Genomic DNA, 17,916 nt, shown 5'->3' on the forward strand with positions numbered 1-17,916 from the left:
GCTCTCGTTAGTCATTCGTGATCTTGCGATCGACGACGATCTTTTTCCACTTGGCGGCGTCGGTCGCCACCATCTTTGCGAACTGCTCGGGCGTGCCCGCGTTCGCCGGCTCAATGCCCAGGCGCGCGAGCTTGTCCTTCAGCTCCGGATCGGTCAGCGCCTCGTTGGCGGCCTTGTTCACGCGCGCCACGATGTCGGCCGGCAGCCCCTTCGGGCCGTAGAAGCCGAACCAGGTGGTCGACTCGAAGCCGGGCAGCGTGTCGGCGATGGGCGGCAGCTCGGGCGCGAGCGGGCTGCGCTTGAGCGAGGTCACGCCCAGCGCGCGCAGGCGGCCGTCGCGCACGTGCGGCATGCCGGTGGGCAGCGAGTCGAACAGCACGTCGACCTTGCCGCTGATGAGGTCGGGCACCGCCAGCGCCGTGCCGCGGTAGGGAATGTGCGTGACGAACACGCCGGCCTGCGCCTTGAACAGCTCCGCCGTGAGCTGCACGATGGTGCCGTTGCCGCTCGATGCGTAGTTGAGCTTGCCGGGGTTCTTCTTGGCGTTGTCGATCCATTCGCGCACCGTCTTGGCGGGCGTGTTGATCGGCACCAGCATGATGCTCGGCGCGTCGCCCACGTGGGCGATGGGCGTGAAGTCGCGCACCGTGTCGTAGGGCAGCTTGGGCGTGATGGCCGGGCCGATGGCGTGCGTGCTCGTGGTCGCGAGCAGCAGCGTGTAGCCGTCGGGCGGCGCCTTGGCCGCGAGGTCGGAACCGATCGCACCGCCCGCGCCGGGCTTGTTGTCGACCACCAGCGTGGCGCCGAGCTTCTCGCCCATCTTCTGGCCCAGCGTGCGGGCAAAGAGGTCGGTGGCACCGGCCGCCGGGAACGGCACGATCAGGCGGATGGGCCGGTTCGGGTAGTTCTGGGCCAGTGCGGGCACCGCGGCCAGCACCAGCGCAGCCGCGGCAAGCGCGGCGCGGGTGGTTCGTTTCATGGAATTCATTGTGTCCGAGGTGGTGTGTCGGGAGCGCGCCTTGTCCGACGTGGCCGCAGGATTGGACACGCGGGGCATTGAAAAGGGAAATGGATTTATCGGATAGATATATGAATCTGGCGCATCAATGTTGCCACGGCCATCACGCGGCGCGCGGCCTTGCGCCCGACCATCAGAAATAGCGATGGGGTCGCATCAGCAAACGGTATTTCCTCCCGGGCGCCCTGCCGTCCGATAGTCGCGCCAGTCCACTCGACACAGAAGTGGCGCACAGGAGACCTCCCCCTTGAACTTTCCCTCCCTCGAGGGCGCCGATGCCGGCGCCCTCTGCTTCAGTTCGCGCGTTCTTCGCATGAAGCGGCACCCGCTCGGCCTGGCCCTGCTGGCGCTGGCCGGCGCGGCCTCGGCGCAGTCCTCGGTGACGCTGTTCGGCGTCATGGATGCGGGCGTCAGCCATTTCGAAACCGTCAGCGAGTACCGCCCGGCGTTCGATCCGCGGCGCCCTGCCGCCGCCGTGCTCGCCGCGGCCGTGCCGAGGGTGACGCAAAGCCAGACCACGCTGTCGCGCGGTGGCTACCGCGGCAGCAGCCTGGGCTTTCGGGGCACGGAAGACCTGGGCGGCGGCCTGGCGGCGAGCTTCTGGCTGGAGTCGAACATCGCCAACGACGACGGCAAGACGGGCCTGGCCTCGTTCGCCAAGCGTTCGACGCTGAGCCTGTCGGGCGGCTTCGGCGAGCTGCGGCTGGGCCGCGACTACACGCCGATCTTTCGCAACGACTCGCTGGCCGACCCCTTCGCCGTGCAGGGCGCGGGCCTGTCGGTGATCGCGCGCGTCAACAGCGCCTCGTCCACGCTCCTGGGCGGCGCACCGGCCGGCGTGGCGGCCGGCGACAACTACGCGCGCGCCAGCAACAGCATCGGCTACTTCCTGCCGCCGGACCTCGGCGGCTTCCACGGGCAGCTCCAGTACGCCTTGCCCGAGAACACCCGCTACAGCCCGGACGTGACGCCGACGAACGCGCGCGGGCGCTACCTGGGCGGGCGCTTCGGCTACGCCAAGGGACCGCTCAACGTGGCGCTGGCGTTCGGTGAGGACAACAAGGACCGCCTGCCCTCGGGCTCCGCGGCCCGCCCGCCCATTGACGCCGGCGGCGAGGACCGGCTGAAGACCCTCAGCCTGAGCGCCACCTACGACTTCGGCCCCGTCAAGCTGCTGGGCGAACTGTCGCAACTGCGGCACCGGCGCGCGCAGGCACAGCCCTGGATGCAGGATCGCACCGACAAATACAACGGCTACCTGGTGGGCGCCACGGTGCCCGTGGGCCCGGGACTCCTCCGCGCCTCTTTCGGTCGTGTCAGCTACAAGGCCGGCGCCACCGGCCTGCCGGGAGACACCGCACAAGGCGCCAGCGCCAGCCAATGGGCGCTGGGCTACGTGCACCACCTGTCCCGCCGCACGGCGCTGTACGCCACGTTCGCGCGCGTTCGCATCCGGGACGGCCAGAACGACAAGGCGATCGGCGCCGTGACGAGCGCCAGCGACGCGCCCTATCCGGGCTACCTGGCCGCCAGCGGCTGGCGCCCGCGTAGCGCCACGGGCTACGACTTCGGCATCCGCCACATCTTCTGACCATGCGCCCCTGCATTCATTCCATGTTGACCCACACCTCCACCTTTGCGCTTCGTTCCCTGGCCGTGGCCGCCCTCGTCGCCTTCGGCGCGGGCGCGCAGGCCCAGCCCGCCGCATCGCCGCAGGCGTCGGCGATCCCGCCGCTCGTCGATGCGATGTACCCCCGGCTCGACGCTCTCTACAAGGACCTGCACGCCCACCCCGAGCTTGCTTTCAAGGAAACGCGCACCGCCGCCCTGCTCGCCGCCGAGATGCGCGCCATCGGCTTCGAGGTGACCGAGAAGGTCGGCGGCACCGGCGTCGTGGCGCTGTATCGCAACGGCCCCGGGCCGGTCGTGATGGTGCGCACCGACATGGACGGCCTGCCGATGGAAGAGAAGACCGGCCTGCCCTACGCCAGCCAGGCCCGCACCGACTGGGGCGGGCGCGACAGCTTTGTGGCCCACAGCTGCGGCCACGACATCCACATGGCCAGCTGGCTCGGCACCGCGCACACGCTGGTCGCGCTCAAGGACCAGTGGAAAGGCACGTTGATGTTCATCGGCCAGCCCGCCGAAGAAACCGTCTCGGGCGCCAAGGCGATGCTCGCGGACGGCCTGTTCACGCGCTTTCCCAAGCCCGACGCCGCGTTCGCGCTGCACACGGCGCCCACGCCCCACGGCGCCATCGGCTACGGCATCGGCATCAGCAGCTCCAACTCCGACGCGCTGGAAATCGTGTTCAAGGGACGCGGCGGCCACGGCTCGCGGCCGCACACCACCATCGACCCGATCGTGATCGCCGCGCGCTTCGTGACCGACGTGCAGGCCGTGGTGAGCCGCGAGAAAGACCCGGCCGAATTCGGTGTCGTGACGATCGGCGCCATCCAGGGCGGCACCGCCGGCAACATCATTCCCGACACGGTCACGCTGCGCGGCACCATCCGCTCGTACAAGCCGCAGGTGCGCGAGCAGCTGCTGGCCGGCGTGCGCCGCATGGCCATGGCCGCCGCCGCGACGAGCGGCGCGCCCGAACCCGTGGTCAAGCTGGTGCCGGGCGGAGAAGCGCTGGTCAACGACGAAGCGGTCGTGACCCGCGCGGCCGCCGCGCTCAAGCAGGCGCTGGGCGCGGCGCAGGTCGTTCAATCCACAGTGCCCTCGACGGGCAGCGAAGACTTCTCGGCCTTCATCAACGCCGGCGTGCCGTCGATGTACTTCACGATCGGCGTGCTCGATGCGCGGGACATCGCAGCCTCCGCCCAACCCGGCGGCAAGCCGCTGGCCCGCAACCATTCGCCCTTCTTCGCACCGGTGCCCGAGCCGTCGATCAAGACCGGCGTGCACGCGATGACCGTGGCGGTGCTCAGCGCGCTGGGCAGATAGGGACAACGGCATCCCCCAAAGAAAAACGGCGCCCGAGGGCGCCGTTTGTGCGTTCAGAGAAAGCCCGTCGATCAGTCTTCGACGAAGGCCTCTTCGCGCTTCGATTTCACGGCCGGCAGCAGCACGATGATGAGCAGCAGGGCCGCGGCCGCCAGCAGGCTGGCCGAGATCGGACGCGTCACGAACACGCTCCAGTCGCCACGCGACAGCAGCAGCGAACGGCGCAGGTTCTCTTCCATCATCGGGCCCAGGATGAAGCCCAGCAGCAGCGGCGCAGGCTCGCAACCCAGCTTGAAGAAGGTGTAGCCCACCAGACCGAAGATGCCCACCATCCAGATGTCGAAGGTGTTGTTGTTGGTCGAGTACACGCCGATCGCGCAGAACAGCACGATGGCGGGGAACAGGAACTTGTACGGCACCGACAGCAGCTTGATCCACATGCCGATCAGCGGCAGGTTCAGCACGATCAGCATCGCATTGCCCAGCCACATCGAGGCGATCAGGCCCCAGAACAGCTCGGGGTTGCTGGTCATCACCTGCGGGCCGGGCTGGATGTTGTGGATGGTCATCGCACCCACCATCAGCGCCATCACGGCGTTGGGCGGAATGCCCAGCGTCAGCAGCGGAATGAAGGAGGTCTGCGCACCGGCGTTGTTGGCCGACTCGGGAGCCGCCACGCCGCGGATGTTGCCCTTGCCGAAGGGCACTTCGCCCGGCTTCAGCTTGGTCTTCTTCTCGATCGTGTAGGCCGCGAAAGCCGCCAGCAGCGCACCGCCGCCGGGCAGGATGCCCAGGGCCGAACCCAGCGCCGTGCCGCGCAGCACGGCAGGCACCATGCGCTTGAAGTCTTCCTTGGTCGGGAACAGGCCCGAGACCTTGGCGGTGAACACTTCGCGCTCGTCGTCCGGACGCGAGAGGTTGGCAATGATTTCGCCGTAGCCGAACACGCCCATGGCGATGGCCACGAAGCCGATGCCGTCGGTCAGTTCGGGAATGTCGAAGCTGTAGCGTGCGACACCCGAGTTCACGTCGGTACCGACCAGGCCCATCAGCAGGCCCAGCACGATCATCGCGATCGCCTTGAGCAGCGAACCCGACGCCAGCACCACGGCGCCGATCAGGCCCAGGATCATCAGCGAGAAGTATTCGGCCGGGCCGAATTTGAAGGCCAGCTCGGTCAGCGGCGGTGCGAAGGCGGCAAGAATCAGCGTGCCGACGCAACCCGCGAAGAACGAGCCCAGACCGGCCGCAGCGAGCGCCGGACCTGCACGGCCCTTGCGCGCCATCTGGTAGCCGTCGATCACGGTCACCACCGACGACGATTCGCCCGGCAGGTTCACCAGAATCGCGGTGGTCGAGCCACCGTACTGTGCGCCGTAATAAATACCGGCCAGCATGATCAGCGCCGACACAGGCGGCAGCGCATACGTGGCGGGCAGCAGCATCGCAATCGTCGCGACCGGGCCGATGCCCGGGAGCACGCCGATCAGCGTGCCCAGAATGCAGCCGACCAGGCAGTACAGCAGGTTCGTGAAGGTAAAGGCAACGCCAAAACCCATTGAGAGGTGTTCAAACAGTTCCATGTGAGCAGCTTTCTTCTCTCAACCGATGAAGGTCGGCCAGACCTGGATCTGCAGCTTCAGCGCCCAGATGAATGCAACGTAGCTGCCGATGGCCAGAACGGTGGCCAGGATCAGCACGGTGGGCAGCTTGAACTCGTGGCCCGCGAGGCTGGCGATGATCACGAGCGCGTAGATCGCGATGATCATGCCCATGGCCGGCACGCCGATGCTCGGCAGGCCGCCCAGCAGCACGCCGAAGGCGAGGTTGGCGCCCAGGATGAACACCACTTGCTTCCAGGCCCACTTGCCGATTTTTTCGCCATCGGTCGTTTCAACGGTGAGCCCGCTGAACATGATGCCCAGGCCGATCAGCGCCATCAGGATGCCCAGCATGAGCGGGAAGTAACCCGGACCCATGCGGGCGCCGCTGCCCACGCTGTAGGTGGTGGCGCCCCATGCGAACGCCACGCCCACGACGGTGAACATCAGTCCCGAGAAAAAGTCTTTCTGACTTTTGATTTTCACGAACAGTCTCCTCGAACAATTTCGATGCGGGATTGTCGAGTCAGCCTCCGGTCAGGCCGATGTGGATTCCACTAACCGAGGGACTAGGGATAACCCGAAATGACTCATGCCTCGTCAGACATGAGGCCGCTGTTCCTATTCCAGCGGAGGCGTTGCGCTGAGCACTTCCTCGATGGTCGTCACGCCTTCGGCCACGCGCAGCGCACCGGCCAGGCGCAGCGGCCGCATGCCGTCGATCACGGCCTGGCGTCGCAGGCCCGTGAGGTTGGGCTCCTTGGTGACCTGGTCCTTGAACGGCTCGGTCACGCTCAGCAGCTCGTACAGGCCCATGCGGCCCATGTAGCCGGTCATGCGGCAATCGACGCAGCCCACCGGCTTGTAGGCGCGCACGGGGCCGGTGATCTGCCACGGCTTGACGATGGCCTCGAGGCTCTCGCGCGTGACCGCGTCGTCGGGCTGCTTGCAATGCGGGCACAGCGTGCGCACGAGGCGCTGCGCGAGCACGCCCAGCATCACGGCGGTGATCAGGTACGAGGGCACGCCCAGTTCCATCATCCGCGTGATGGCGCTGGGTGCATCGTTGGTGTGCAGCGTGCTGAACACGAGGTGGCCGGTGAGCGCGGCCTGCACCGCCATCTCGGCGGTGGCGAGGTCGCGGATTTCGCCGACCATGATGATGTCCGGGTCCTGCCGCATGAGCGCGCGCAGGCCCTCGGTGAAACCGAAGTCGAGTTGCGGCTGCACCTGGGTCTGGTTGAACGAAGGCTCGATCATTTCGATCGGGTCTTCCACCGTGCTCACGTTGACCTCTTCGGTCGCCACGCGCTTGAGCGTGGAATACAGCGTGGTGGTCTTGCCCGAGCCCGTGGGCCCGGTCACCAGGATGATGCCGTTGGGCCGCGTGACCAGCTGCTCCCAGCGCTGCGCGTCGTGCTGCGCGAAGCCCAGCGCGTCGAGGTCCTTCACCGCGGTGTCGGGGTCGAAGATGCGCATCACCATCTTCTCGCCGAAGGCGGTCGGCAAGGTCGACAGGCGCATCTCGATTTCGTCGCCACGCATGTTGCGGGTCTTGATGCGGCCGTCGAGCGGACGGCGCTTTTCGACCACGTCCATGCGGCCCAGGAGCTTGATGCGCGCGACCATCGCGTTCATCACGCCCATGGGCATCTGGTAGGCGGGGTGCAGGATGCCGTCGATGCGAAAGCGGATCACGCCCTGCTCGCGGCGCGGCTCCAGGTGGATGTCGCTGGCGCGCTGGTCGAAGGCGTACTGCCACAGCCAGTCGACCACCTGCACCACACTCTGGTCATTCGCGTCGAGCTGCTTGGTGCTCTTGCCCAGTTCGACCAGCTGCTCGAAGCTCGCGCCGCCGGTGTTGCCGCCGGCCTTCTGCGCGGCGCGCACCGACTTGGCGAGCGCGAAGAACTCGGCCGTGTAGCGCTGGATGTCCGACGGGTTGGCCACCACGCGGCGCACGGTGCGCTTGGACTGGCGCTCGACCTCGGCGATCCAGTCGGTGAGGAACGGCTCGGCCGTGGCCACCACCACCTCGTTCGGCAGCACCTGCACGGGCAGCACCTTGTGGCGCTCGGCGTAGCCGGCGCTCATGGTGTCGGCCACCTTGCCCACGTCGACCTTGAGCGGATCGATGCGCAGGTAGGCCAGGCCGGCGCGGCCGGCGAGCCACTGCGTGAGCGCCTCGAGGTCGAGCGGCTTGCCGTCGGCCTCGCGCGTCATGGCCACGTTGGCCAGGCGCACCAGCGGCGCCTGCCGGCTCTCGGCCTGGGCGCAGCGTGCGATGGTGCGCTTGGCCTCCATCGGCGAGATCACGCCGTCGGTGGCGAGCCATTCGATCAGGCGACGCAGGTCGAGCGGACCTTCGTGGCGGGCAGCGGAGGCGGAAGCGGCGGCGGGTACAGCGCTCATGAACCGGAGGTCAGGTGATCAGGTGGTGAGGGAAAGCGTCATCGGCTTGAAGACCCGCAGCCATTTCGGCGCGGGCAGGCCCCAGCGAGTCTGGATGGTTTGGGCGCGCTCGGCAAGCACCTCGCGCTTCGGGCGCGACGCCGTGCGCTGGGCCAGCACCACCGTGTTGCCTTCGCGCGTCGGCTTGAAGGCCCAGACGGCATCGGCGCCGAAAGCGGCGGCGATTTTCTCGAGGCTGCGCTCGTAGCTCGACGAGCGGCCGAACAAGTTGACCGTCATGCAGCCGTCTTCGGTGAGCAGCGCGCGGCAGTCGGCATAGAAGTCCTCGCTGTCGAGCACCGGCGCGGCGGCCTCGTGGTCGTACAGGTCGACCTGCAGCGCGTCGACCGTGCCCTGCCATTCGGGCTTGCGGATTTCCTCGGCGGCGTCGGCGATCACCACGCGCAGCTTCAGGTCGTCGGCCGGCAGCTTGAACCAGCCGCGGCAGGCCGACACCACCTGCGGGTTCAGCTCGACCGCGGTGGTGCGCATGCGCAGCGTCTTGCGGCTGAACTTGGTGAGCGTGGCCGCACCCAGGCCCAGCTGCATCGCGTGGCGGTTGCCCACGCCCTTGCTGTCGACGAACAGCAGCCAGGCCATCATGCGCTGCACGTACTCGAGCTCGATCTCGAAGGGCGCGTCGAGCTTCATCGAGCCCTGGACCCATTCGGTGCCCAGGTGCAGGTAGCGGATGTCGCCCCAGTCGGAAAAATTGACTTCGGGCAGGACGGGGGTTTTCTTGGAAGAAGCGGAAGAAGCCATCAGAGAAGGTGGTGGGCAACGAAGACCTCGCGCCAGGCCGCGAGCTTGCGCTCGAAGGACCACGACGCGTTGGCGGGGCTGGTGGAGGGCAGCGAATACACCGGCACCCCGAGGGTGCGCGTGTGGCGTGCGTGCTTGAAGCTCTCGCCGCCGTTGTGGGCGATGGCGGCGAGCTTCGGCAGTTGCAGGCCGGCGATGTCGTTCACGACCGGCGAGCGGATCGCGGTGTCGAGGCTGCCCTCGCGCTCGCAGGCGCCGTACACGTCCCACACGCCGAGGCCGCGATCGAGCAGCCAGTCGCAGCGCGCGCGGTAGCTGTCTGCGCCCGTCGGAAGCAGGGGGTCGGGCCAGAGGGCTTGCAAGATCTTCCAGAACTGATTTTGGGGATGCGCATAGTACTGCTGCCGCTCGAGCGACTTGACGCCCGGGAAGCTGCCGAGGATGAGCACACGTGTGTTCGGCGAGACGATGGGCGCAAGGCCGGTCAGCACCATGCCGGCCGTGGCGGCAACGGTCGGGGACGGGACGGCGGTCGGTTTCATGGGCGGTATCTTGGCATTGCCACGCGGCGTGCCTGAACGCCCATGAAAAAACCCGCCGAAGCGGGTTCTTTCGTCAAGCACGGGCCGAAGCCCGGTGCATGGAAGTTACGGCTTCTTGGCCGCTTCGTTCTCGGCCGTGCCCGGCACCTTCTCGCCGATCGCCTTGCCGGCGCTGCGCATGCCGTCGGCCGTCTTGTGGCCGGCCGTTTCCACGGCGTCGCCGGTCTTCACGGCCGCCTTCTTGGTGGCGGTGGTGGCCTTCTTGGTGGTGTTCTTGGTCGCGTTCCAGGCCTTCTTGGTGCCGCGCTCGGTGGCGTTGGCTGCCTTCTTGGTGCCGCTCTTGGTGGCATCCCAGGCCTTCTCGGCGCCGCTTTCGGTGGCGTTCACGGCCTTCTTGGTCGTGCTCTTGGTGGCGTCCCAGGCCTTTTCGGTGCCGCGTGCGGTCGCATCGACGGCGTCCTTGCCGGCTTCCTTCACCTTCTCGGTGGTCGTGGGCTCGGCCGCGGTGGTCTGCGCGATGGCCGACACACCGATGGAGGCCAGCGCCAGTGCGAGCGCGACGGGCAGGGTACGAACAAAAGATGTGGTCATGAAAGACTCCTTTTTTGAGTGAAGTGCGGAGTGACGACAGTGCCACTGGACAACCAACGCCACTTCGAACTTCAAGGATGACAGCAAAACCGGCCCGATGGCCTGCGCTGGCGCAACTCGGGAACTTGGCCTACGCGGCGGGCGGACGCCCCTCCGACACGTTCAGCAGACTTTGGAGCTTCGGCAGGGCTGCCACCGCATTGCGCGTGGTGTTTTCGGCCAGCGACGCGATGTCGATGCCCCGCAACTGCGCGACCACTTCGGCGATGCGCGGCAGCTCGCCGGGCTCGTTGCGGCCCTGCGCCTGGCCCGCGTCGCGCTGCGCCTGCGTGCGGTACAGCCAGTGCGGCTGGATGTCGGGCGCGTCGGTTTCCATCACCAGCGCGTCCATCGGCAAGGTGGCCGCGAGCCGGCGCAGCTGCAGCGCGCGCTCGAAGGTCACGGCGCCGCCGAAGCCCAGCTTCAGGCCGATCTCGATGCAGGCCTGCGCCTGCTGCTCGCTGCCGTTGAACGCGTGGGCGATGCCGTGCCAGGGCCGCCCGCCCGCGGTCTGGCGCAGGTGCTTGAGCACCTTGTCGACCGAGCGCCGCACATGGATGAGCACGGGCAGCCCGTGCTTGCGCGCCAGTTGCAACTGAGTGTGAAAGAAGCGTTCCTGTCTATCGGCGTCCAGGCCTTCGACGAAGTAGTCGAGCCCGATCTCGCCGACCGCCACCAGGCGCGGATCGTCGCGCCGCGCGTGCAGCTCGTCGTCGAGCGTCTGCAGGTCGGCGTCGCTCGCCTGCCCCGTGCACAGCGGGTGGATGCCCAGCGCGTAGGCGTCGCCCTGCGCGTGGGCCAGCGCGCGCACGGTGGCGAAGTTGAAGGCCGCCACGGCCGGAATGACGCACAGCACCACGCCCTGCGCCGCCGCGCGGGCACGGATGGCGGGCATCTCGGCACCGAATTCGGGCGCATCAAGGTGACAGTGGGTATCGACAAACGCAGCCATCGCGCGATGATGCCCGAAGGGATGCACAGGCGCGGAAAGCGTGCTACTGTGAACTCCTTCTCGCGTCTTATTAGCCGGAGGTTCTCCGATGCGCAGGCCCGCTTTCTACAGCCGCTCGCCCCGCACGCTGCCGCCGGCCGCAGAACCGGCGGCCGGGTCGCCGGCGGATGCCGCGGCTGTGGCCGGGGCCGACGCCGTGCCAGTCCCACCACCACGCGCACGCTGGCAGCCCGGACGCCGCGCCTTCGCACTGCTCACCGTCACCTGCATCGCCATCGCCGCCGGCGGCGCCTTCTGGGCACCGCGCCCGGGTGCCAAGGCGCTCACGCAGAAAGACATCGACGCCGCCGTGCTGCGCACGCTGCAGACCGCCACCCTGCCCTCGCCCGCCGCCAAGGCCGCCGACATCGTGCGGCCCTCGGTGGTGCGCGTGGTCGGCTACGGCCCCGAGAAGGCCACGCCCGAAGCCAAGACCCAGAAGCGCGGCCGCAACATGGCCAAGGGCAAGCCGCCCGAGGCGCCCGCCGACGGCGGCACGCCGGGCGAGGTCGAGCGCGGCGTGGGCACGGGCGTGGTGATCGTCGACAAGGGAGTGATCCTCACCAACCTGCACGTGGTCGCCGGCGCCGAGAAGATCAAGGTCACCTTCGCCGACGGCCTGGAGGCCATCGCCGTCATCACCGGCGTTCAGCCCGAGAACGACCTGGCCGTGCTGCAGGCGCAGAAGATCCCCGACGACCTGATCCCCGCCGTGATGCGCTCCACCGCCGACCTGCGCTCCGGCGACCAGGTGGCGGCCGTAGGCTTTCCGTTCGGCATCGGACCTTCGGTGTCGGCCGGCGTGGTGTCGGGCCTGAAGCGCTCCTTCCGTTCGCCCGAGGGCAAGCAGGAGCTGGGTAACCTGATCCAGTTCGACGCCGCCGCCAACCCCGGCAATTCGGGCGGACCGCTCATCAACATGGACGGCGAGGTGCTGGGCATCGTCACCGCCATCCTCAACCCGACGCAGCAGCGCACCTTCATCGGCATCGGCTTCGCGGTGCCGATCGAGAACGCCGCTTCGGCGGCAGGCTCGCCGCCTTTCTGATTTCTTCGAAAGCCCTTCGCATGAGCACAGAAAACCCGACCTCGTCGACCTTTGCAACCGCCCCCGCCACCGCCGAGCTGATGGAGCAGATCCTCTACGAGGTGAAGCGCGTGGTCGTGGGGCAGGACCGCTTTCTCGAGCGCGTGATGGTCGCGATGCTCGCGGGCGGCCACCTGCTGGTCGAAGGCGTGCCGGGGCTGGCCAAGACGCTCACCATCAAGACGCTGGCCGACACCGTGCGCGGCCAGTTCAAGCGCATCCAGTTCACGCCCGACCTGGTGCCGGCCGATCTCGTGGGCACGCGCATCTACAACCAGAAGACGGGCGAGTTCAGCACCTCGCTGGGCCCGGTGTTCGCCAACCTGCTCTTGGCCGACGAAATCAACCGCGCGCCGGCCAAGGTGCAGAGCGCGCTGCTCGAGGTGATGCAGGAGCGCCAGGTCACCATCGCCGGCGAGACGCACAAGGTGCCGCGCCCCTTTCTCGTGATGGCCACGCAGAACCCCATCGAAACCGAGGGCACCTACCCGCTGCCCGAGGCGCAGGTCGACCGTTTCATGATGAAGGTGATGGTCGACTACCCGAGCGACGAGGAAGAGTTCGTGATCGTGCAGCGCGTGATCGGCCCGGTGGTCTCGGCCACGCCGGTCGCCACCACCGAACAATTGGCCGAGCTGCAGGCCGAGGCGCGGCGCGTGTACGTCGACCCCTCGCTGATCCAGTACGCCGTCAAGCTGGTGTCGGCCACGCGCACGCCCGAGAAGCACGGCCTGAAGGACCTGCGTCGCTTCATCACCTTCGGCGCCAGCCCGCGCGCCAGCATCAGCCTGACCGAAGGCGCGCGCGCCCTGGCGCTGCTGCGCGGTCGCAGCTACGCGCTGCCCGAAGACATGAGCGCGCTGGTGCCCGACGTGCTGCGCCACCGCGTGACGCTGTCCTACGAAGGCCTGTCCGAAGGGCTCACGCCCGACGGGCTGATCGAGAAGATCATGAAGGCCGTCCCCGCTCCTCCCAAGCCCCTCGAACATGAAAAGCTGGTGGCGTAAGGCCCCCGAGGCCGCGAACGACGAACGGCTCGCGATCGAAGCCGGCGGGGCCGAACGCGCGCTGCGCCGGCTCGAATGGACCGTGATCCGCCGCCTCGACGGCCTGCTGCAGGGCGACTACCGCACGCTCATGCGCGGCACCGGCCTGGACTTGGCCGACCTGCGCGAGTACCAGCACCACGACGACGTGCGCCACATCGACTGGAACGTCACTGCGCGGCTGCAGACGCCGCACGTGCGCGTGTTCACCGAAGACCGCGAGATGGCCGCGTGGTTCGTGCTCGACCTGAGCCGCTCGGTCGATTTCGGCTCGGGCCTGAAAGCCAAGCGCGAGATCTCGGCCGGCTTCGTCGGCGTGCTCGCGCGGCTGCTCACGCGGCACGGCAACCGCGTCGGCGCGCTGGTCTACGGCCGCGACCTCGAGGCCGTGATCCCGCCGCGCACCGGCCGCCGCCATGTGCTGCACCTGCTGCACGCGATGGAAAAGCGCGCGAACCAGGCCGAGGCCGCGCCCGCCCAGAAGGGCATGACGCGCCTGGCCGACCTGCTGACCTCCGCCGCCGCGCTCATGCCGCGCCGCTCCACCGTGTTCGTGGTGTCCGACTTTCTCAGCGAGCCCGGCTGGGAGCGCCCGCTGGGCCAGCTGGTGCAGCGGCACGAAGTGATTGCCGTGCGCCTGTTCGATCCGCTCGAGCTCGAGCTGCCCGACCTCGGCCTGGTGCCGCTGCGCGACGCCGAGACCGGCGAGCAGCTGTGGGTCGACACCCATGACGCAGGGTTCCGCAAACGCTTCGCGCGGCTGGCCGCCGAGCGCGAGACCACCCTGCGCGAGTCGCTGGCCCGGGCCGGCGTCGACGCCCTCGAACTCTCGACCAACGACGATCTGGTCGAAGCCATCGTGCGATTCGCGGACCTGCGCAAGCGCCGGGTCCGAGGCGTCGCAGCGGGTGGCGGGAAGGCGGTGGTGGCGGCATGACATTCCTCTGGCCTCAATTCCTCTGGCTGCTGGCGGCCTTGCCGCTGCTGGTGCTCCTGTATGTCTGGCTGATCCGCCGCAAGAAGAAGATGGCGGTGCGCTACGCCAGCCTGTCGATCGTGCGCGAGGCCATGGGCCCGGGCCAGAGCCTGCGGCGCCACATCCCGCCGCTGCTGTTCCTGGTGGCCATCACCGCGATGCTCGTGGCGGCGGCGCGGCCGATGGCGGTGGTGGTGCTGCCGTCGAACCAGCAGACCATCATCCTGGCGATGGACGTGTCGGGCAGCATGCGCGCGGCCGACGTGCAGCCCAACCGGCTGGTGGCGGCGCAGGAGGCGGCCAAGAGCTTCATCAAGGACCTGCCGCGCCACGTGAAGGTGGGCATCGTCGCCTTCGCGGGCAGCGCGCAGGTCGCGCAGCTGCCCACCACCAACCACGACGACCTCGTGACGGCCATCGACAGCTTCCAGTTGCAGCGCGCCACGGCCACGGGCAATGCCATCGTGGTGTCGCTGGCCACGCTGTTCCCCGACGCGGGCATCGACATCTCGCAGTTCAGCGCCCCCAGCCGCCAGCGCGGCATCCCGATCGACCAGAACGAGAAGCAGCTGAAGGAGTTCACGCCCGTGGCGCCCGGCTCGTTCACCTCGGCCGCGATCATCATGCTGACCGACGGCCAGCGCACCACCGGTGTCGACCCGCTGGACGCCGCCAAGGCCGCGGCCGACCGCGGCGTGCGCATCTACACGGTGGGCGTGGGCACGGTCGACGGCGAGACCATCGGCTTCGAAGGCTGGTCGATGCGCGTGCGGCTGGACGAAGAAACGCTCAAGGCCATCGCCAACAAGACCAGCGCCGAGTACTTCTACGCCGGCACGGCGAGCGACCTGAAGAAGGTCTACGAGACGCTGAGTTCCAAGCTCACCGTGGAGAAGAAGGAAACCGAGATCTCGGCGCTGTTCGCGCTGGGCGCCGCGGTGCTCACGCTGCTGTCGGCGGGGCTGTCGCTGCTCTGGTTCAACCGGATTCTTTAGCGCTCGCCGAGGGTGCAGCAGGCGGCATCTTCACCGCCCCCACCCCGCCCAGGAACAGGTCGGCCACGATCGGCGCGATGGCCGCGTGATCGAGCCGGCCACCGGGCTTCATCCAGGTGAACATCCAGTTGATCATGCCGAACAGCAGCATGGTCAGCGGCTTGGCGAGTTCGTCGCTCGGCGCGCCGGGCCTCAGTGCCGACACGGCGCGCGCAAAGCCGGCGACCACCGCGCGCTCCTGGTCGAGCACGCGCTCGCGGTCTTCGTCCTCGAGAAAGCGCACGTCGTCGGTCAGCACGCGGTGCGCGTCCTGCGCGCCGGCGTACTCCTCGACGATGCGGTAGATGAAGCGGCGCAGGCGCTCCTCGTCGGTGGACGGCTGGGCCTCTTCCTCGGCCACCAGCGCCGCCAGCTTCGAGACGTGCGTCTCGGCGATGCTGATGAGCAGGCTGCTCTTGTCCTTGTAGTAGTGGTAGAGCGTGGCCTTCGACAGGTTGCAGGCCTCGGCGACCTGGTTCATCGAGGTCGCGGGGTAGCCGCGGCGGGCGAACAGCTGGGCGGCCTGCGCGAGGATCAGTTCGCGCTGGTCGTCGTAGGTGGCGGATCTTCCACGCGGCATCGGGTCTTCTTCCTGGGTTGTCTGTCGGTTGCTGGCGTGCAGCAGGCTCGATCTTGCATGAAGCCGCAGGGCTATCCGCGGCGGGTGGCGATCAGGGATTTCACGTCGGTGGCGGGCAGGCGCGGCCGGTCTTTTTCCACCTCGGCGAGCGGCGCCACCTCGTGCAGGCTGGCCAGGCTGCGCACCGTCAGCGCCTGGTAGGTCTGCGTGCCTTCGAGCTTCCAGGCGATCTCTTCGTCGCTGAGCTCGCGCCGCACCTTGGCCGGGATGCCCGCCGCGAGCGAGCGCGCGGGCACCTTCATGCCGGCGGGCACGAAGGCGCAGGCCGCGACGATGGCTTTCTCGCCCACCTCGGCCTCGTCCATCACCACCGCGTTCATGCCCACCAGCGCGTCGCGCCGCACGATGCAGCTGTGCAGGATCGCGCCGTGGCCGATGTGGCCGTTGACCTCCACCACCGTGTCGTTGTCGGGAAAGCCGTGGATGCAGCAGTGGTCCTGCACGTTGGAGCCTTCCTGCAAGACGATGCGGCCGAAGTCGCCGCGCAGGCTGGCGCAGGGGCCGACGTAGCAGTGCGGGCCGACGATCACGTCGCCGATCAGCACGGCCGTGGGATGCACGTAGGCGCTCGGGTCGACGACGGGAATCACGCCGTCGATGGAATAGCTGGGCATTCGGTCTCCTTGTTTTTTGCGGGTTGGGGAAGGTGTGAACGAACCCGGCATGCCCGCTCATCCCACCCAGGCGCGCCCCCTCTGCGTTGCAAATGCTCGCCATAGCCCGAGCTATGGCTGCGCTTTGCGCCTTGAGGGGACGTGCCTGGGCGGGCTGCTCGGCCACGCCGGATTCATTCACACCTTCCTAGGGTTTGCCCTGAATGCACCCCGCTTGTGCCGGAATCGAGGTCGATCCTAAAATCAACCGAACGGTCGGTCAATAGTGTTTACACGCCGAGCCGTCCCCACAAAGGATGAAAGAGACACGCATGACTGAGCCTTTGGTACTCATCAGCGACAGCGGCGCCGTCCGTACGCTGAGCCTGAATCGCCCCGCGGCGCTCAACAGCTTCACGACCGGGTTGCACGCCGAGCTGCTGGCCGCGCTGGAAGCCGCGGCCGCCGACAGCAGCGTGCGCTGCGTGGTGCTCACCGGCGCCGGCCGCGCCTTCTGTGCCGGGCAGGACCTGGCCGACCCGTCGGTCGCGCCCGACCCCACGCCGGGCGCCGCGCCCAAGGACCTGGGCCACGTCATCTCTACTTATTACGGCCCGCTGGTCGCGCGCCTGCGCTCGATGCCGGTGCCGGTGGTTGCCGCCGTCAACGGCGTGGCGGCCGGCGCGGGCGCCAACCTCGCGCTGTGCTGCGACCTCGTCGTGGCCGGCCGCTCGGCCGGCTTCATCCAGGCCTTCACCAAGATCGGCCTCGTGCCCGACACCGGCGGCACCTGGCTGCTGCCGCGCCTCGTGGGCCCGGCGCGCGCGCTGGGCATCGCGATGCTGGGCGACAAGCTCCCGGCCGAAGAAGCCGCCCGCATCGGCCTGATCTGGCAGTGCGTGGACGACGCGGCCCTGGCCGACACGGCCGCCGCGCTGGCGGCGCGCCTGGCCGGCATGCCCACGCGCGCACTCGTGGCCACCCGCGAAGCGATGGCTGCCGCGCAAAACCTCGACCTGAGCGCGGCACTTGCCGAAGAAGCGCGCATCCAACGTGAGATGGGCAACGCCGACGACTACCGCGAAGGTGTCGAGGCTTTCCGCGCCAAGCGCGCCCCGGTGTTCAAGGACCGCTGAGATGACCGACGCTTCCCGCACCCCGCAACAGACCGCCGAGTTCGTGCGCGACGGCATGTTCGCGAACGACAACGCCAGCAAGGGCCTGGGCATGCGCATCGTGGAGGTCGGCCCCGGCCAGGCCACGCTCGAGATGCGCGTGCGCCCCGACATGCTCAACGGCCACGCCATCTGCCACGGCGGCTTCATGGCCACGCTGGCCGACTCCACCTTCGCCTTCGCCTGCAACTCGTACAACGAGCTGACCGTGGCCTCGGGCTTCGCCATCGACTTCCTCGCACCGGCGCGCGAGGACGACGTGCTCACCGCGCGCTGCTTCGAAGTCTCCAAGGCCGGACGCACCGGCGTGTACGACACCGAAATCACCAACCAGCGCGGCGAGCGCATCGCGATGTTCCGCGGTCGCTCCTACACCGCCAAGGGCCGGCCGGCCGTCCCGGCCGCTTGAGGAGACACC

18 protein-coding genes are annotated in these 17,916 nt (G+C 68.4%); 8 read left to right on the forward strand and 10 right to left on the reverse strand.

Features of this window, described 5'->3' with window-relative positions; all coding sequences use genetic code 11:
- Positions 1 to 7 precede the first annotated feature (7 nt).
- Positions 8 to 979: a tripartite tricarboxylate transporter substrate binding protein gene (locus AC1RLW_RS19765; RefSeq protein ID WP_493194617.1), complete on the reverse strand. Its 972-nt coding sequence runs from the start codon at positions 977 to 979 to the stop codon at positions 8 to 10.
- A 352-nt stretch (positions 980 to 1,331) separates the two neighbouring features.
- Here AC1RLW_RS19765 and AC1RLW_RS19770 point away from each other — a divergent pair, with 352 nt between their 5' ends.
- Positions 1,332 to 2,609 carry a porin gene (locus tag AC1RLW_RS19770; protein ID WP_493194689.1) on the forward strand — a complete coding sequence of 426 codons (1,278 nt, stop codon included), beginning with the start codon at positions 1,332 to 1,334 and terminating at the stop codon, positions 2,607 to 2,609.
- Between the two features lie 23 nt (positions 2,610 to 2,632).
- Positions 2,633 to 3,970, forward strand: coding sequence for an amidohydrolase (locus tag AC1RLW_RS19775; RefSeq protein WP_493194619.1), 1,338 nt, complete (start codon positions 2,633 to 2,635; stop codon positions 3,968 to 3,970).
- A gap of 71 nt (positions 3,971 to 4,041) precedes the next feature.
- On the opposite strand, the gene AC1RLW_RS19780 is transcribed toward AC1RLW_RS19775, so the two are convergent.
- The 7 genes from AC1RLW_RS19780 to AC1RLW_RS19810 form a co-directional block, all read right to left on the reverse strand.
- Complete coding sequence (locus AC1RLW_RS19780; protein ID WP_062479412.1) at positions 4,042 to 5,553, reverse strand: tripartite tricarboxylate transporter permease; 1,512 nt, start codon at positions 5,551 to 5,553, stop codon at positions 4,042 to 4,044.
- An 18-nt stretch (positions 5,554 to 5,571) separates the two neighbouring features.
- The gene (locus AC1RLW_RS19785; RefSeq protein ID WP_062479410.1) at positions 5,572 to 6,057 is read right to left on the reverse strand and encodes a tripartite tricarboxylate transporter TctB family protein; all 486 of its coding nucleotides are present in this window, start codon (positions 6,055 to 6,057) and stop codon (positions 5,572 to 5,574) included.
- Between the two features lie 135 nt (positions 6,058 to 6,192).
- Positions 6,193 to 7,983, reverse strand: coding sequence for a type IV pilus assembly ATPase TfpB (gene tfpB, locus AC1RLW_RS19790; protein WP_493194621.1), 1,791 nt, complete (start codon positions 7,981 to 7,983; stop codon positions 6,193 to 6,195).
- A gap of 18 nt (positions 7,984 to 8,001) precedes the next feature.
- Positions 8,002 to 8,784 carry a class I SAM-dependent methyltransferase gene (locus AC1RLW_RS19795; RefSeq protein ID WP_493194622.1) on the reverse strand — a complete coding sequence of 261 codons (783 nt, stop codon included), beginning with the start codon at positions 8,782 to 8,784 and terminating at the stop codon, positions 8,002 to 8,004.
- Positions 8,784 to 9,326, reverse strand: coding sequence for a DNA-deoxyinosine glycosylase (locus AC1RLW_RS19800; protein ID WP_307584156.1), 543 nt, complete (start codon positions 9,324 to 9,326; stop codon positions 8,784 to 8,786). Before AC1RLW_RS19800 ends, AC1RLW_RS19795 begins: the two co-directional genes overlap by 1 nt.
- Positions 9,327 to 9,431: 105 nt before the next feature.
- The gene (locus tag AC1RLW_RS19805) at positions 9,432 to 9,917 is read right to left on the reverse strand and encodes a hypothetical protein (protein WP_062479399.1); all 486 of its coding nucleotides are present in this window, start codon (positions 9,915 to 9,917) and stop codon (positions 9,432 to 9,434) included.
- Positions 9,918 to 10,047: 130 nt separating this feature from the next.
- Positions 10,048 to 10,908, reverse strand: a complete 861-nt coding sequence (locus tag AC1RLW_RS19810; protein ID WP_493194624.1) for a TatD family hydrolase — start codon at positions 10,906 to 10,908, stop codon at positions 10,048 to 10,050.
- A gap of 88 nt (positions 10,909 to 10,996) precedes the next feature.
- Between AC1RLW_RS19810 and AC1RLW_RS19815 the strand changes: the two genes are divergently transcribed.
- From AC1RLW_RS19815 to AC1RLW_RS19830, 4 genes are read left to right on the forward strand one after another with little or no spacing between them, the layout of a single operon-like run.
- Positions 10,997 to 11,995 (forward strand): S1C family serine protease, encoded by a 999-nt coding sequence (locus AC1RLW_RS19815; RefSeq protein WP_493194625.1) that lies wholly within the window; start codon positions 10,997 to 10,999, stop codon positions 11,993 to 11,995.
- Between the two features lie 20 nt (positions 11,996 to 12,015).
- Complete coding sequence (locus AC1RLW_RS19820) at positions 12,016 to 13,041, forward strand: AAA family ATPase (RefSeq protein WP_062478613.1); 1,026 nt, start codon at positions 12,016 to 12,018, stop codon at positions 13,039 to 13,041.
- Entirely contained in the window at positions 13,022 to 14,017 is a 996-nt protein-coding gene (locus tag AC1RLW_RS19825) for a DUF58 domain-containing protein (RefSeq protein ID WP_159274999.1), read from the forward strand. Before AC1RLW_RS19820 ends, AC1RLW_RS19825 begins: the two co-directional genes overlap by 20 nt.
- On the forward strand, positions 14,014 to 15,051 hold the full coding sequence (locus AC1RLW_RS19830) for a VWA domain-containing protein (protein ID WP_062478619.1): 1,038 nt from the start codon (positions 14,014 to 14,016) through the stop codon (positions 15,049 to 15,051). Before AC1RLW_RS19825 ends, AC1RLW_RS19830 begins: the two co-directional genes overlap by 4 nt.
- On the opposite strand, the gene AC1RLW_RS19835 is transcribed toward AC1RLW_RS19830, so the two are convergent.
- Positions 15,035 to 15,670: a TetR/AcrR family transcriptional regulator gene (locus tag AC1RLW_RS19835; RefSeq protein ID WP_492741241.1), complete on the reverse strand. Its 636-nt coding sequence runs from the start codon at positions 15,668 to 15,670 to the stop codon at positions 15,035 to 15,037. The genes AC1RLW_RS19830 and AC1RLW_RS19835 overlap by 17 nt on opposite strands.
- 71 nt (positions 15,671 to 15,741) lie before the next feature.
- Entirely contained in the window at positions 15,742 to 16,344 is a 603-nt protein-coding gene (locus AC1RLW_RS19840) for a phenylacetic acid degradation protein PaaY (protein WP_159278218.1), read from the reverse strand.
- Positions 16,345 to 16,655: 311 nt separating this feature from the next.
- On the opposite strand from AC1RLW_RS19840, the gene AC1RLW_RS19845 reads away from it, so the two are divergent.
- On the forward strand, positions 16,656 to 17,459 hold the full coding sequence (locus tag AC1RLW_RS19845; RefSeq protein WP_493194627.1) for an enoyl-CoA hydratase-related protein: 804 nt from the start codon (positions 16,656 to 16,658) through the stop codon (positions 17,457 to 17,459).
- 1 nt (position 17,460) lies between these two features.
- Positions 17,461 to 17,907 carry a hydroxyphenylacetyl-CoA thioesterase PaaI gene (gene paaI, locus AC1RLW_RS19850; protein WP_492685731.1) on the forward strand — a complete coding sequence of 149 codons (447 nt, stop codon included), beginning with the start codon at positions 17,461 to 17,463 and terminating at the stop codon, positions 17,905 to 17,907.
- The last annotated feature ends 9 nt before the right edge of the window (positions 17,908 to 17,916 follow it).

It is taken from the genome of Variovorax sp. GW822-FHT04A09 (genome assembly GCF_058801005.1).